Origin of the sequence: uncultured Chloroflexus sp. (assembly GCF_937129525.1) — a bacterium.
Lineage (GTDB): Bacteria > Chloroflexota > Chloroflexia > Chloroflexales > Chloroflexaceae > Chloroflexus.
In genome coordinates this window covers 112,573-126,784 of sequence record NZ_CAKZNK010000067.1, presented here as the reverse complement: position 1 = coordinate 126,784, position 14,212 = coordinate 112,573, and the positions used below count along the sequence as shown (strand labels likewise).

The 14,212-nt window shown below is 57.1% G+C and carries 10 protein-coding genes; 5 read left to right on the top strand and 5 right to left on the bottom strand.

From position 1 onward, the window contains the following. The first annotated feature begins 54 nt into the window (after window positions 1-54). Genes fabF through Q0650_RS08260 form a run of 3 tightly spaced genes read left to right on the top strand, consistent with a single transcriptional unit; the run spans window position 55 to window position 2,876 of the window. Complete coding sequence (gene fabF / locus Q0650_RS08270) at window positions 55-1,296, top strand: beta-ketoacyl-ACP synthase II (RefSeq protein WP_298817786.1); 1,242 nt, start codon at window positions 55-57, stop codon at window positions 1,294-1,296. A gap of 3 nt (window positions 1,297-1,299) precedes the next feature. Continuing rightward, window positions 1,300-1,995: a ribonuclease III gene (rnc, locus tag Q0650_RS08265; protein WP_298817784.1), complete on the top strand. Its 696-nt coding sequence runs from the start codon at window positions 1,300-1,302 to the stop codon at window positions 1,993-1,995. Between the two features lie 14 nt (window positions 1,996-2,009). Continuing rightward, window positions 2,010-2,876 carry an SDR family oxidoreductase gene (locus Q0650_RS08260; protein WP_298817782.1) on the top strand — a complete coding sequence of 289 codons (867 nt, stop codon included), beginning with the start codon at window positions 2,010-2,012 and terminating at the stop codon, window positions 2,874-2,876. Between the two features lie 2 nt (window positions 2,877-2,878). Here Q0650_RS08260 and Q0650_RS08255 read toward each other — a convergent pair whose 3' ends face one another. Both Q0650_RS08255 and Q0650_RS08250 read right to left on the bottom strand, forming a co-directional pair. Continuing rightward, on the bottom strand, window positions 2,879-4,387 hold the full coding sequence (locus Q0650_RS08255; RefSeq protein WP_298817780.1) for a hypothetical protein: 1,509 nt from the start codon (window positions 4,385-4,387) through the stop codon (window positions 2,879-2,881). Window positions 4,388-4,477: 90 nt separating this feature from the next. Beyond that, a complete protein-coding gene (locus Q0650_RS08250) occupies window positions 4,478-5,518 on the bottom strand; it encodes a zinc-dependent alcohol dehydrogenase family protein (protein ID WP_298817778.1) in 1,041 nt (346 codons plus the stop codon). A gap of 289 nt (window positions 5,519-5,807) precedes the next feature. On the opposite strand from Q0650_RS08250, the gene Q0650_RS08245 reads away from it, so the two are divergent. Both Q0650_RS08245 and Q0650_RS08240 read left to right on the top strand, forming a co-directional pair. Further along, window positions 5,808-6,731, top strand: a complete 924-nt coding sequence (locus Q0650_RS08245) for a tetratricopeptide repeat protein (protein WP_298817774.1) — start codon at window positions 5,808-5,810, stop codon at window positions 6,729-6,731. A gap of 755 nt (window positions 6,732-7,486) precedes the next feature. Next, window positions 7,487-9,427 (top strand): ATP-dependent helicase, encoded by a 1,941-nt coding sequence (locus Q0650_RS08240; RefSeq protein WP_298817773.1) that lies wholly within the window; start codon window positions 7,487-7,489, stop codon window positions 9,425-9,427. 339 nt (window positions 9,428-9,766) lie between these two features. On the opposite strand, the gene Q0650_RS08235 is transcribed toward Q0650_RS08240, so the two are convergent. The 3 genes from Q0650_RS08235 to Q0650_RS08225 form a co-directional block, all read right to left on the bottom strand. Then, the gene (locus tag Q0650_RS08235) at window positions 9,767-11,662 is read right to left on the bottom strand and encodes a protein kinase domain-containing protein (protein ID WP_298817771.1); all 1,896 of its coding nucleotides are present in this window, start codon (window positions 11,660-11,662) and stop codon (window positions 9,767-9,769) included. Between the two features lie 445 nt (window positions 11,663-12,107). Continuing rightward, complete coding sequence (locus Q0650_RS08230; RefSeq protein WP_298817769.1) at window positions 12,108-13,439, bottom strand: S41 family peptidase; 1,332 nt, start codon at window positions 13,437-13,439, stop codon at window positions 12,108-12,110. 13 nt (window positions 13,440-13,452) lie between these two features. After that, a complete protein-coding gene (locus tag Q0650_RS08225) occupies window positions 13,453-14,205 on the bottom strand; it encodes a 16S rRNA (uracil(1498)-N(3))-methyltransferase (RefSeq protein WP_298817767.1) in 753 nt (250 codons plus the stop codon). Window positions 14,206-14,212 lie beyond the last annotated feature (7 nt).

Sequence of the window (14,212 nt, the reverse complement as noted above, 5' to 3'; positions counted from 1 at the left end):
TATAATGCCCGCCGGTATATCGTTAGTTATCACATCAATGCGCGAGGAGTGACCATGGATCGACGGGTGGTAGTGACCGGAATGGGGGCAATCAGCCCGCTTGGCCTCAGCGTAGCCGAACTCTGGCAGGGGATTGTTGCAGCGCGAAGTGGCGTCGGTCCGATCACGCTGTTCGATCCAACCGGCTTTGATACTCGCTTCGCCGCCGAGGTAAAAGGGTTCGATCCTACCAACTATATGGATCGCAAAGAGGCCCGGCGCACCGACCGGTTTGTCCAGTTTGCAGTGGCAGCAACCAGAGAAGCTCTGCGCGACGCTGAGCTTGAAATTACTCCTGCCAATCGCGATGAGATCGGTGTCTTCATCGCCAGTGGCATTGGGGGGATTGCCACTCTCTCGGAACAGCTCGAGGTGCTGCGCAGCCGGGGGCCGGGCCGTATCAGCCCTTTCCTCATTCCGGCCATGATCACCAATCTGGCTGCCGGCCAGGTCTCGATTGTCACTGGCGCGCGCGGGCCAAGCTACTGCGTTACTTCAGCCTGTGCCAGTTCTGCCCATGCCATTGGCGAAGCTGCCGAGACCATCAGGCGCGGTTGGGCCAAAGCTATGATTGTGGGCGGCAGCGAGGCCAGCATCACGCCGATTGGCGTAGCCGGTTTCAATGCTATGCGCGCGCTTTCTACCCGCAACGAAGATTATGCCCATGCCTCGCGCCCCTTCGATGCCGAACGTGATGGGTTCGTCATGGGGGAAGGCGCGGCAGTGCTCATTCTGGAAGATCTGGAGTTTGCGCGCGCTCGCGGCGCGCGGATCCTGGCCGAGGTCGCTGGCTATGGCGCCACTTCTGATGCCTACCACATTTCGAATCTGGCCGAAGATGGCGAAGGGGTTGCCCGCGCCATCCGGCTGGCGCTCCAGCGCGGTGAGATTGCGCCAGCGGAAGTCGATTATATCAATGCCCACGCGACCTCTACCCCGGCTGGCGATCCGGTGGAAACCGCAGCGATTAAGCAAGTCTTTGGCGGGCGCGAACAGTCACCACCGGTCAGCGCAAGTAAGTCGCAGTTTGGTCACCTGCTCGGCGCGGCTGGCGCAATTGAAGCGGTTGTCACCGTGCTGGCGATGCAGCACAACCTGCTGCCGGCGACTATCAATCTGCAACAGCCGGATCCGGCCTGTGATCTCGATTTTGTTCCCAATCAGCCGCGATCAGCGCCCATCGAAGTGGCCTTAAGCAATTCGTTTGGTTTTGGCGGCCACAATGTCTGTCTCGCCTTCCGCAAGTATCACGAGTAGCGTATGACCGACCGACTGGCAGCGCTTGAGCAAGCAATCGGTATTACGTTTCGCGACCGGAAGCTGTTGCAGACAGCATTTATGCATCGTTCGCTCTTCAACGAACAGCCTCATCTGCTGCGCGATTTGACCGATAATGAGCGACTCGAATTTTTGGGTGATGCCGTATTGCAGTTTGTGACCACCACGTGGTTGTTTGCGAGTTTTCCAGATCAGAATGAAGCAACGCTCACGCATTGGCGGGCAGCACTCGTGAGCACGAAAGGGTTGGCCGAATGCGCTGCCAGGCTTGATTTGGGCCAGTATGCGTATCTCTCGCGCGGTGAAGATACGCCGGTTGGCCGCAAGCGACCGAACCTGCTGGCCGATCTCTTTGAGGCGCTGATCGGCGCGATCTACCTCGATCAAGGTCTGGAAACAGCGCGCGATTTTATCATTCCATTCTTGCGCGACCGTATCGATGCGATTCGGCGGATGTTGCTCGACCCGACGACACGCCTGCAAGAGAAGATTCAGGCGCGCCACAAGAAGTTGCCTTCCTACCGTCTGGTCGAAGCGCGCGGCCCTGAACATCAGCGTGAGTATGTGATGGCAGTCCAGGTGGAAGGGATGGAGTTTACCGGCGCCGGCCCTAGCAAGAAAGAGGCAAAGAAAGCTGCGGCGCGCGCGGCATTGATGGCGCTAGAGGATGTGCTGTAAAGCGGATGGAGGATATGGGATCGGGGTATTACCTCATCACCGGCGGCACTGGCTACCTCGGTAGCGCATTGATCCGTCATGCCTCCCGGCGTGGCATATCGGTCGTGGCCACTTTTCATTCCCGGCTCCCGCCGACGCAGACCGAAGTGCGCTGGCGTCCGCTTGACCTGCGCGATCCGGCGGCGATTCACACGCTCATCACCGAATTGCAGCCCGCTGTCGTCATCCACACCGCCTTCCGCCAATACGAACCTGACCTGATGGCAATTACCGGCGATGGCGCCGGTCATGTGGCGGCAGCGGCAGCGCAGATCGGCGCGCGTCTGATCCATCTGTCCAGCGATGTCATTTTTGATGGGGAAAAGAGCAGCGCCTACACCGAATCAGATCCCCCTTCCCCCATCACCGACTACGGCAGCGCCAAAGCGCGAGCCGAAGCGCTCGTGCAGGCCGCGCATCCAACGGCAGTCATTGTCCGCACATCGCTCATCTATGGTTTCGATCCGATTGACCGCCACAGCGCCTTTGCTCTCGCGGTAGCGCGTGGTGAACGCTCCGAAAAGCTCTTTCGCGACGAGCTGCGCTGCCCGGTCTTTGTTGATGATTTGGCGGTAGCGCTGCTCGATCTGGCGCAGAGCGACTACCGCGGCGTCATCAACTTTGCCGGCGCCGAGACGCTCAGCCGGTACGAATGGGGACGGCTGCTGGCGCAGGCGTATGGCCTCGATCCTGACCGTATCGCCGGCGCGCTCAGCGCCGAAAGTCCTGTTCGCCGTCCCCGCAACTGCGCTCTCGACACCAGCCTGGCCCGTCGCCTCGGCTACCGGCTCCGCGGCGTGCGCGAAGTGTTGCAAGCGCTTGGGCGATTACATATCTCTTAGTCTTACGGAAAAGCCGTTACAGACAATCGGGGTTGAAATGTGCGGGCCGCTTGCTCAATTACACGAGCGGCTGTTGATGTTGTATTGATAAACAGAACGCTGCTCTCATCGGCAAACACTTGCTGCCACTCAGGTTTGAGCGCAAGTAAATTAGCTGGTGGACTGTTTCGACCGACGATCACCGCATCGGCTGATTGACGCTTGAGGATTGCCTCCCAATCATTCCGACCAAAATGAAAGTCAACATACTGATCGTACACTTCAGGACTGTAGACAGTTTCACGACGACCGTCCATGCCGACCTGCACCTCAGGCCCTAAATGCCAGATCAGATACTGACCCCATCCGAAATCGCACATCAGTCGTCCGCGAAAACTGCTCTCACGCAACAGTATCATTGCGTTATATGGAACTTCCATCGCTGGCGAAAAACGCCAGTTGAAACTGACCAGTCCCACTAACGCCACCACTGTGGCCAGAATCGATGGCACAGGTTGTAAACGGCGCGGCACTGCAATGTCTTGCGAGCGGATCGGGAAGGTCTTCCAGGCCGACTCAACGTGTTTACCAACAAATATCGCAAAGCCAATTCCCATCAACGGCAAATGACGGATCGCGGTCAAGGGGAGAATGAGGAGCAAGAAGAATAGCCCAATCAAAATCGGTTGTTTAGACAGGGTTGACCGATGAAGACTGTACAGAGCCAGTCCAGAAACTGCCAGGTAGATCATCCCCAATTCGCTGCGCACCGGCAGTGGTTGCCAGTCGGCAATCTCTGGTCGATCAACGGTGGCCGTTTCGAGCAAAAAGTGGAGCAACTCCCATCCGTATGGATTGGCCAGGGTGGCCAGCGCGCTCAACGCCACTGGTGGCACAATCTGGCGCCACTGACGCGGGTTGAGCGCCAGATGCGCCACTGTCCAGATGCCGAGAATGCCGCAGCCGGCCAGAAACCCGCCGTGGAGATTCACCCAGGCTGCCACGATGAATGGCATGAGCCAGAGCCAGCGATAGCGTCCCTGTTCAGCTTCATCAACAATAATCAGCGTACATGTAAAGAGGAGAAAGGTAAAGATTTGGGGACGAACTGGAAAATTGAACCAGATGGTTGTCAACACCACGCTGATCCAGACAACAATGGCCGGGACAAAACTCATCCTGGCGGCGGTTACCAATCGCCAGAAGACGAGGGTTAGAGTCAGCGAATAGACCAGCAATCGCATGATGATGAGCCCTGCTTCGCCGTCGGCCAGCCAGGCTACTCCCATCAGTACTTCCATCAACCATTCGTGGTTAATCCAGGGATAGCCTTCATTCAGATATGAATAAGGGTCGGTGCGAATCAGCGTTCCCGCTTCAATGGCGTCGAGGCCATAGCGGAGATGGCCCCACAAATCGGGGTCTGTGTATGAACGCAGTCCGATCACAAAGACTATCGCGCCGATGAGCGCGGCGAGACCTTTGTGCCAGCCGGTCCATTGCGGATCAGTGACCGGTTTTGTCATTGTCATGTTTTCTCCTTAGCAATACATCGATATTATCGAATACCATATGCTTCCAGCGTAGCAAACGGGTATTACCATGGCAACCACTCTCCGGTTTCAAAACTCTGTAATCACCGTCACTCCAGAGCCGCGAAAACTATCCAGATCAACCAGCGCTGCCGGCGCTTCATCCAGGCGAATCGTGTTGCCGATCAGTCGTTGCGGCTGCACCTTGCCTGACCGTATCAGGTCGAGCATGGCGTCATAGCGATGAGCCTGCATCCCGTGGCTACCCATAATCGTCAGTTCGCGCGCCACAACAATATCCATCGGTAGCGGCGGCATTCGCTGATCGGCAAGCAACAGGCCAACCTGGACATGACGACCCCGCTTCCGCAGACTGGCGATAGCGTTTGCGCACGTCGTCGGGCTACCCAGGGCGTCAAGAGCGAGATGCGCGCCGCCACTACTGAGATCGCGCGCGGCGCTGACCACATCTGGCTCAGCAGTGGCATCAATCACGGCGCAAGCTCCCACCGCGCGCGCTCGTTCCAGGCGTTCCGGGTTAATATCGATCCCGATCACCTGTGCGCCGAGCGCACTTGCCAGCATAATTGCCGAAAGCCCCACCCCGCCGCATCCGTACACCACTACCCACTCACCGGCACTGACGCGGCCAAGATCAACCACAGCCCGGAAGGCAGTCGCGAAGCGGCAACCGAGACTGGCGGCGGTCGCAAAGCTTATATCGTCAGGCAATCGCACCAGATTGAGATCGGCGCGGTCAATTGCCACATACTCGGCAAACGATCCCCAGTGGGTAAAACCGGGCTGAAACTGATGATCGCAAACCTGTTGCTGACCGGCCTGGCATTGCGGGCACACACCGCAGGCGCAGACAAAAGGCACTGTCACCCGGTCGCCGACTTGCCAGCGGGTCACCTGCTTGCCCACGGCCACTACCTCGCCGGCCAGCTCGTGACCGGGCACATGCGGCAGGCGAATATCGGGATCGTGCCCCATCCAGCCGTGCCAGTCGCTCCGGCAAAGACCGGTCGCGCGCACGGCCAGCACCACGCCGCCAGGTGACGGGGTTGGGTCGGGCAGGTTTGCAATCCACGGCATCTGACCGAAGGCTTCGTAATAGACTGCGCGCATGGTAGTTTCCCCTGGAGAATATAGAAGAAGGTCACAAGTTCTTACGCCGTTATTCTACCGTATCTATCAAAGAGAACGCTGATGGTTGTCGCCGGTTGTCATTGGGTATGCCATGACGTAGATGATGCCGAGGCGACAACTATATGTCTGCTCAGTATAGGTGGTGCCTGGCTGGTTACTGCATGCCGTTTATTGTTAGTTATAGTTTGGTTACTGTTTTTGTATATTATCTATAGCGCATGGATCGTCAAGTAACGGCTAAGTATTTCTTAGAAGGGAGGATTCATTTATGCTTCACAAAGTTCTCCAACGACAAGCCGCTCAACAAAGAGACGCAGAAAACTATTTTCAAGCGCAGCAGCTTCTCGAAGAAGCTCTTCGCATTGCCGAGCAAACTCTCGGGCGACATCACGGTGACACGGCTCATATTCTCTACGACCTGGCCATCGTTCTCAAACATCAGAGACAACTCGATCAGGCTCTTGACTATTTTAAGGAAGTGCTACAGTTTTTGCACAACCAATCCAATCCAGATCATCGTGTCGTTGCAGCAGTGTATGGAATGATGGCTGATGTTTTTTCTAAAAAAGCTGATTATGCAGCAGCCCAGCATTATTTTGAAAAAGCGTTTGACATTCAGCGGCGGGAGCTAGGTGATTATCACGAAGACACTATTGCAACATTACTCAGATTGGCGCGATTGCGTGAGGGAGAGGGGGATTACGATGACGCTATCAAGAAGTTCTCACAGGCTTTGTGGTCGGTTGAGCGAGCCGAAGGCGATAATCGCTGGCTGAAGGCGACAATCCATGAAGATCTTGCCGCCTGTCTACGAAAAATGAAATTGTTCGAACAGGCATTTGAGCATATCACAGAGGCAAAAGATCTGTATGAGGAAGTTTTTGGTTCAGAACATTCGTCGGTTGCTTCAGCCTTCAATATTGGCGGTTCAATTAGCGCAGATTTGAAACAATATAAAGACGCAGAAGAGCAATATCGGCGCGCCTTAGCAATCTATCGAAAGATCTTCGGTAACGATCATCCTTCTACTGCGACAGTGCTTGCTAATCTGGGTGGTGTTCTCTTTGAACAGGGGAAGTTTATTGACGCTCGCGACTGCTATGAGCAGGCGCTGGCCGTGTTTGAGCAAAAGTTAGGTCCAGACCACCCATCAACCCAAACAGTTCGTCAGCAGATAGCGCAACTGCCGTAGCCGTTATTGGTTGCCATTTTGTTCAATGTGGCGCGCGCGATGGCCATCGCGCGCGCTTTGCGCAGTTTATAGTCAGGTAATCTGGAAAACTACGACAGCAGCGATCTGTCATCTGCGTGCTGACGCTATTCCCTTTTTCAACCACCTCGACCCAATACAGGTACCATCAATCGTGTCGGCACTCGTTGCGACCAACGCAGGACGGTGGCAGATCGGCCTGCTCACACTGCGCAGGCATGTCTGATCACTCGATAGTATGTCATCTGTCCGATCCCGGCAGTGACCTTTGCCGGCAAGTAGTTTGCGCGTGGCGCGCATGGCAGCGCATTTCCGATAGTGGTGGCGCCTGAGTCAGGCTTCGCGCCGCTCAGCGCAGTGAACGGGTATCGCGAACAATGCCTGCGCAGCCGATGTGGTTGGTGGGGTCTCGGGCGCGCTCGTGATCGACGATATGCCCTCGTGCTGCTGCTGCTCATCGAGCCGACTGTCTGCGCTAGCGGCAGCGCGTTGCATACTGCGTTCATGGGGGTGTTCATCTGTCAGGTAGTGTTTGGCCCGCGTGCCCGTGAGCAGCGCGTAACCGCACCGCACCTGCACCCGCACCGTTTGGCCCGCGTGCCCGTGAGCAGCGCAAGCGGCTGCTTCCTTTTCTGGTCTCGATGCAGCAACTCCCCATCTGGCATCGACAGCAAGCGCCGAACCTGCTATGATTACCTGTCGGTGTTTGTACGCGCTCGATGTCGATTGTGAAATGTATGGATCTGCTCAACCATCTCAACCCGGCTCAGCGCGCGGCAGTGACAGCTCCGATCGGGCCGGTGCTGGTCAAAGCCGGCGCCGGCAGTGGCAAGACCCGCGTGTTGACGTTGCGTATCGCCTATCTGGTTACCCACTATGGCGTGCCACCTGCCCAGATTCTGGCAGTGACCTTTACCAACAAAGCGGCTCGCGAGCTGCGCGAGCGGTTGCGTCACCAGCTCGGTACGCGCATTCGCGGTCTGGTTAGCGGCACCTTCCATGCCGTCTGCACCCGCATCCTGCGCGAGTCGATTGAGGGTCGGCTCGCCGGTTATACCGCCTCGTTCTCGATCTACGCTGGCGACGAACAGTTGCAATTGGCTGCCGCGGCGCTCGCCGCCGTCACCGAACCGCCGCCGCGTCCACTGGAAGCCGATGAGGTGATACGGCTGATTTCGCGGGCAAAGAGTCGGATGTTGACCCCCCGCCTGCTGGCCCGCTTTGCCGCCGATCCGCTCGACCGGTTTATCGCCGCGTGTTATCGCCATTATCAGCGCGCGCTCACCCAGGCCAATGCGCTCGATTTTGATGACTTGATCTTCCTGACGTATCGCCTGCTCAGTGACGATCCCGAACTGCTCGCCCATTATCAGCAGCGCTGGCCGCACGTGCTGGTCGATGAATACCAGGATACCGACCCCAGCCAGCATGCGCTGATCGAGCTGTTGACCAGGCCGGTTGGGCAGCGTCCGCGGTCGCTTTTTGTGGTGGGTGATGCCATGCAGAGCATCTACGGCTTTCGCAATGCCGACTACAGCATCATTAGCCGATTTGCCACCGACTTCCCTGAGGCGCAGGTGATTGAACTTACCACCAATTACCGTTCGCGCCAGCCAATTCTCGACGCGGCCTACGCCATCATTCGCCACAGCCGCAGCGTCGCGCCGATGGAGCTGCGCGCTGCGGCAACGGTGGCGGCTGAGCGGTGTGTGTTGATTAGCGAAGCCAAAGATAGTCGTGACGAAGCTGAGCAGATTACGCGCGCGATACACGATCTCCAGCGTCAGGGGCGCCGGTTGCGCGATATTGCCATTCTGTACCGCACCCGCCATATGAGCCGCCCGCTCGAACAGGCATTGCGTCATGCGCGATTGCCCTACCAGGTGCGTGGCGGAGTCAGCTTTTTCGATCGCGCGGTCGCGCGCGATGCGCTGGCCTACCTGCGCTGTATCGCCAATCCTGCCGATAACCTCAGCCTGACCCGTATCGCTAATGTGCCGGCGCGTGGATTGGGTGGACAGACGCTGGCTACGATTGCTGCCTATGCTGCTGCGCAGAACCTGCCCATTGGCGAAGCGTTAGGTCATGCCGCCGCTATTCCCGGTCTCGGCTCGCGCGCTATCGACGGCGCGCGGCGGCTCTTTGCGCTGCTGCAACGCTGGCGTCGACTGGCGGCTGGAACGTTGCCGCCCGATCACCTGCTGGCCGATGTGCTGGAACAGAGCGGCTATATGGCCGCGTTGAGCGAACGGCTCGCAGCGGAAGAACTGGCCGAAGCGCGCGCGCATTTGCAAGAGTTGATCCGCGCTGCCGAAGAGCATACCGAATTGAGCGCCTTTTTGCAGGAAGTTGCGTTGATGACCAATGCCGATGACGAGAATGATGATCGCGATCAGGTGCAATTACTGACGATTCACGCCGCAAAAGGGCTTGAATGGCCGTTTGTGTTTGTGGTTGGCCTGGAAGAGGGAACCCTGCCTCACGAACGTAGTCTCGGGGATCCTGCCGGGATCGAAGAGGAGCGTCGGTTGTGTTACGTTGCCCTCACCCGCGCCGCCGAACGCCTCTACCTTTCGTGGACGCCGGCGCGCAATCGTGGTCAGTGTCTCAAACCCTCGCGCTTCCTGGAAGAGATCATTGCGTTTGGGCGCGAACGGGCTAAAGGCGTGATACAGTGAGATGCTGGATAGGCGCTCGTTGCGAATTGACTCTCGTCTAGGCGGGTGTCTGCCAGCTCTGAGCAGAGTACATGCGCGCATCCCTCTGAGACGATCGGCCTGCGCGCGTTGCTGGCAAAGTGTCGGCGCTCTGCCGATCTGTGATTGATAGGGTGAAGACAACAACCTGCGCCTGACTGCTCCGGTTGATCGACAGACTATGCCTGCTCACCATCAGGTCAGCATTGGCGCTAGTCTGAGCGGGTTAGCGCCGGTGAGCGGGGTCGGACATCTTGATGAGCTTCGTCGATATACGGTTGATAGGCAATTGCCAACTCTGCCTCTGCACAGATAGACAGATCACCACAACATCATCACCATCACCGCAGCCATCACAATCAAGAGCGTTAATGCCGCCACCAGCATAATCCGCTCAAAGCTGACGAGCGGTATCGTGCTGATCAGTATCCGCTCAGGCCCGATCAGGTACAATTCACACTCTTGATCGTCAAGCAAACCACGGATTTCGGTTATCATGCTTCCGGTAATCTGCAAATGCGCCCGAATCAACTTCATATTTTTTTCGTCTTCGACCCGGTCAATAGACTCGTTAATTAACTTGCTCAACGAGCTAACACTGTGCCAGCGGCTATCATAAGGATCGATTTCAGCTTCATACACCTTGCGCGAGCGCTGTTCGATCGCTTTCTGCGCTTGAGCCGGCAATCCTTCGCTGTCGTCATCATTTTGATGTTCGAGTCCCCATCGCGACCAGGTGAAGACCTTTTCTTCAACCATATTTCCGTTGCCATTGCACTGCTCGCATCGAACTTTCTGGTACCCTTTACAGGTACTGCACTGCTGCTCAACCGGATCGGTATCATTGCGCCGCGCTCGCGGCTTGATCACGCCTTTGCCCTGACACTGTGGACATACTACCTGCCCGGAACCCTGGCAGTTGGCGCAGGTGAAGAATCGGCGCGATCCCGGCAACACTATTTCCGATCCCTGTTCGGAACTGAAATCTTGTGGCTCCGGCAGTGGCACACTCCACACATCAAGCGGCAATTCTGCCCTTGGTCGCTCGTCAAGTTGCATCGGACGCTGGCGAAGGCGTGGTTCGGTGCGTCGCTCGTAGAGAACTTTTAGTTTGTAGATGTAAATGTTGTAGCTGGCAATAGTCTCGAATTCGATCAGTTGGCCAAGCGATGGCCGACGTAGAAATTTCTGCCGGCTCCACCGATTCAACCATTTGCGCAGATAACCGCGGCGGTGCAATTCATCGGCTCGTTTGCGCGATTCGGCCAGGAAATCGTTAAATTGCCCGGCCAGATCTGACAGCTCAGAACTCAGCGCCAGCTCGAGCGGATTTTCAAACCACTCCGCGCATGTCTCCCAGCGCGACTCTTCCATGTCGGTTGTCGCCTGATCGAGCAATTCGCGCAGCTTCAGACGAAGTGCATTGGCTGCGGCACTCGCTGTCGGATAACGCAGATTGGGTTGCGGTGACAGCATGCGTAACAGCACCTCTTCGGCGCGTTTCAGTTCCGGTGATGCGTTGGCTCCATTGATTTCGACAATCAGGTCAGCAGGTGGCAACTCGCCGCTGAGCAGGTGGTATGCAACCGCGCCCAGGCTGTAAATATCGAGTGACGGATGCGCAGTATGTTGAGCCAGCCGCAATTCGGGGGCTGAATAGGGCGTGACATAATCGGCTTCCTCAATCCGGCTCAAATCGGGTGCATCAGGCGCTGACGCCAGGCTGAGATTGGTGAGATACGTATTTCCTTCGGGTGTGACCAGAATATTGGCCGGTTGCACATCGCGATGAACGATTTTCTGCTCGTGCAGGTAGTCGAGCGCCGCAGCAATCTGACTGATGATCCGCACTGATAGCGCCAGATCGGGTTTCGTTTCGGCCAGGATGGCGCTAAGTGGACGAGCATTGACATACGGAGTAACCATATAGTTGCCGTAGCGCTCGTCGTGGCCGGCATCAATCACCGGCAAGAGGTGTGGGTGGCTAAGACTTGCCCCCAGTTGGGCCGCCATTTGGAAACGACTGTTTGAGATCCAGTCGTGGCGGCGCAAGATCGCAACATAGACCGGTCGATTCAGGGTCTGATGCGTCGCGCGATAGATGAGCGAGAGTTCGTCTTGCCCGATGACTTCATGCAGGCGGTAGTCGCGCAGTTCAAGGTTAGACTCGACGCCGGCTCGCCGCTCGCCCCTGATGGTCGATTGCGGATTGCTCATAGCTACCTCGTGAAATGTGCTGCCAACGATCGCAGGTTGCGTTTCTTTCCACCCGATTTGTCTTATCGATGCGGCTTTGCTTTGCGCCAGGGTCTCGGTAACCCGAGCGAAGGGTTTTGTTTAAAATTAGAACTTTTGTTCTTTTTTTATTGTAGTACATCTGTCAAGACAGCCTGGCGCAATCTGACAGCTCGTTACACGTTATGGTGACCGAATCGCTACTAAGGGTAGCCGGTCATTTCCTTTTTCTGCACTGCGTCATTGCTATACTGAAACTGTGCCGATTGGCGACGGGCTGCCAAAGAGATGAGACATGCGATGACGACCATCCATGTCTTCCCTGCCAGTCAGGATCTCTGCCTCCCCTGTTTCTGCCTCACGCGGCACGAATGATGCCGCTTCCTCGCGCTTGCCCCTTAGCCCGTCGCCCGGTTACGGCCCCTGCTCAAGGGGCCGTTGCTGCTTCGGTGATCGGTGGCGTAACACCTTCGCGTAGTAGCTTTAGTGCCCAGTAGAGTTGGGCATCGGCGCAGTCAATTGCTTCAGGCTGATCGGGCACGCATGGCGTCGGGTACACCGGATCGTTAGATGCCGACACGATGTGCTCTGGTGTAATCCCGACACTGTTAATTGCCTCGCCATCCGGCGTCAGCCAGCGCGCAATCGTAATGCGCACGCTGCTGCCATCACGTAGCGGATAGATGTTTTGCACCGATCCCTTGCCAAAGGTTTTTTCACCAAGCAGTGTTGTGTTGGGCCGTTCATCCCGTAAAGCCCCGGCCACCACTTCGGCGGCGCTCGCCGAACCCCCATTGACCAGGACAACCATCGGGATGTCATACAGTCGCCGATCGGCTGACGGAGTAATTGTGCGCAGTTCTTTGTTGACCCCGCCGCGTTCCTCTTCATACAGCGCCACACCATCGTAAAAACGACCGAGAACCTCTTGCGCGGTGGTCAGAAAGCCGCCGGAATTGTTGCGCAGATCAAGGACAATGGCCCGTGGTTGCTGCGGTCGTAATTCGGCAATGGCCTGATCGAGTAATTCAGTTGTGGTTGCCTTAAATTCAGTGATCTGAATGTAAGCAATCTTGTCTGGCAACATGGCACTGTTGACCGTGATCAATGGAATAGTAGCGCGGGTGATCGCGACGGTGAAAACCCGATCTTCTGCCGGTCGACGTATCGTTAATCGTACCACGGTTCCGGCTGGCCCGCGAATCAGGTTTACGGCGCGGGCACTGGCGTCGCTCTCGCTCAAACCGGCAATCAGCTCAGCGAGAGGTTGATCATCGACGGCGAGAATGATGTCGCCTGGTTGCAGACCGGCCTCCGCCGCCGGTGAATTGCGGATGGGTCGATCAATGACGATCATGCCATTCTCGACCCGCAGATAGGCGCCAATCCCTTCGAAGCGTCCTTCCATCGACTCGCGATTCTGGCGCGCCTCTTCCGGTTCCTGGAAAAATGTGTACGGATCATCGAGGGTCGCCAGCATGCCACGGATTGCTCCGTAAACCATCCGCTGCCGATCGATCGCTTCCGGTTGATAGAAGTTACCTTCAACCAGATCCCATACATCCCAGAAGACGGCAAACTGTTGACGGCGATCACCAGGGGTAAGCAGGCGCGCGTCGGCGTTGGAGATGCCGGTGATGAAGACATCGATGGGTGAGACGCCAACGATACGCCCTGTGATCCAGCCGCCCAAAAATGCGACCGCAATCACTGCAACCCATTGCATGATTTTGCCGACGATGACCCATGCCCGATTCATGAAACGGCCTTTTCTAGATGGGGAATGCATATTGAAGCATAGCCAGCGCCGTCAATGGCGCGGTTTCGGCGCGTAAAATGCGCGGCCCTAGCGAGACGGCACGAATGTCATGCGCCAGTGCTGCGCTGCGTTCGGCTGGTTCGATGCCGCCTTCCGGTCCCGAGAAGATCGCAATCTGGCGCGGGATGTGACCACCAACAACCTCGCGCAAATGGACGGTCGCCTGTTCGTCGAGGAGGAGCGCAAGATCGGCATCACTGCTGCTGACCAACGCCGCCGCAAAAGAGACCGGCGCAGTAACCACCGGCAGGCGTCCTCGACCTGACTGTTCGGCGGCTTCGGTGGCAATCCGTTGCCATCGCGCCAGCCGGTGCGCGTCAGCTCGATCTCCTGGCAATGAGCGGGCAAATACGACCGGTACGATGCGCCGCGCTCCCAATTCGACTGCTTTCTGCAATGCCCATTCAAATCGTTCGGGCCGGATTAGTGCCAGGTAAAGATCGATTGCAATGGCTGGCTCGCCGCTTGCCTGACAGCGGGCAATAATCTGGCCGGTGGCGCGTTTGCGATCAATCGTTTCAATCTCCACAATCGCCGCCAGCCCCTGCCCATCAAGCAACATTACCCGCTCTCCCGCGCTGAGCCGTAATACCCGTCCCCACTGGTGGATCAGCGCCGGATCATCGATCACGACCCGATCTGCCCGTAGCCACGCCGGATCGACGAAAAAGCGTCGGGTATTGGGAATTGGTGTCGAGTCTGTCACGGCTGTG

Bases quoted from the DNA above. Each gene is read 5' to 3' on its own strand.
- fabF (WP_298817786.1), top strand. From the start codon at position 55: ATGGATCGACGGGTGGTAGTGACCGGAATGGGGGCAATCAGCCCGCTT.
- rnc (WP_298817784.1), top strand. From the start codon at position 1,300: ATGACCGACCGACTGGCAGCGCTTGAGCAAGCAATCGGTATTACGTTT.
- Q0650_RS08260 (WP_298817782.1), top strand. From the start codon at position 2,010: ATGGGATCGGGGTATTACCTCATCACCGGCGGCACTGGCTACCTCGGT.
- Q0650_RS08255 (WP_298817780.1), bottom strand. From the start codon at position 4,387: ATGACAATGACAAAACCGGTCACTGATCCGCAATGGACCGGCTGGCAC.
- Q0650_RS08250 (WP_298817778.1), bottom strand. From the start codon at position 5,518: ATGCGCGCAGTCTATTACGAAGCCTTCGGTCAGATGCCGTGGATTGCA.
- Q0650_RS08245 (WP_298817774.1), top strand. From the start codon at position 5,808: ATGCTTCACAAAGTTCTCCAACGACAAGCCGCTCAACAAAGAGACGCA.
- Q0650_RS08240 (WP_298817773.1), top strand. From the start codon at position 7,487: ATGGATCTGCTCAACCATCTCAACCCGGCTCAGCGCGCGGCAGTGACA.
- Q0650_RS08235 (WP_298817771.1), bottom strand. From the start codon at position 11,662: ATGAGCAATCCGCAATCGACCATCAGGGGCGAGCGGCGAGCCGGCGTC.
- Q0650_RS08230 (WP_298817769.1), bottom strand. From the start codon at position 13,439: ATGAATCGGGCATGGGTCATCGTCGGCAAAATCATGCAATGGGTTGCA.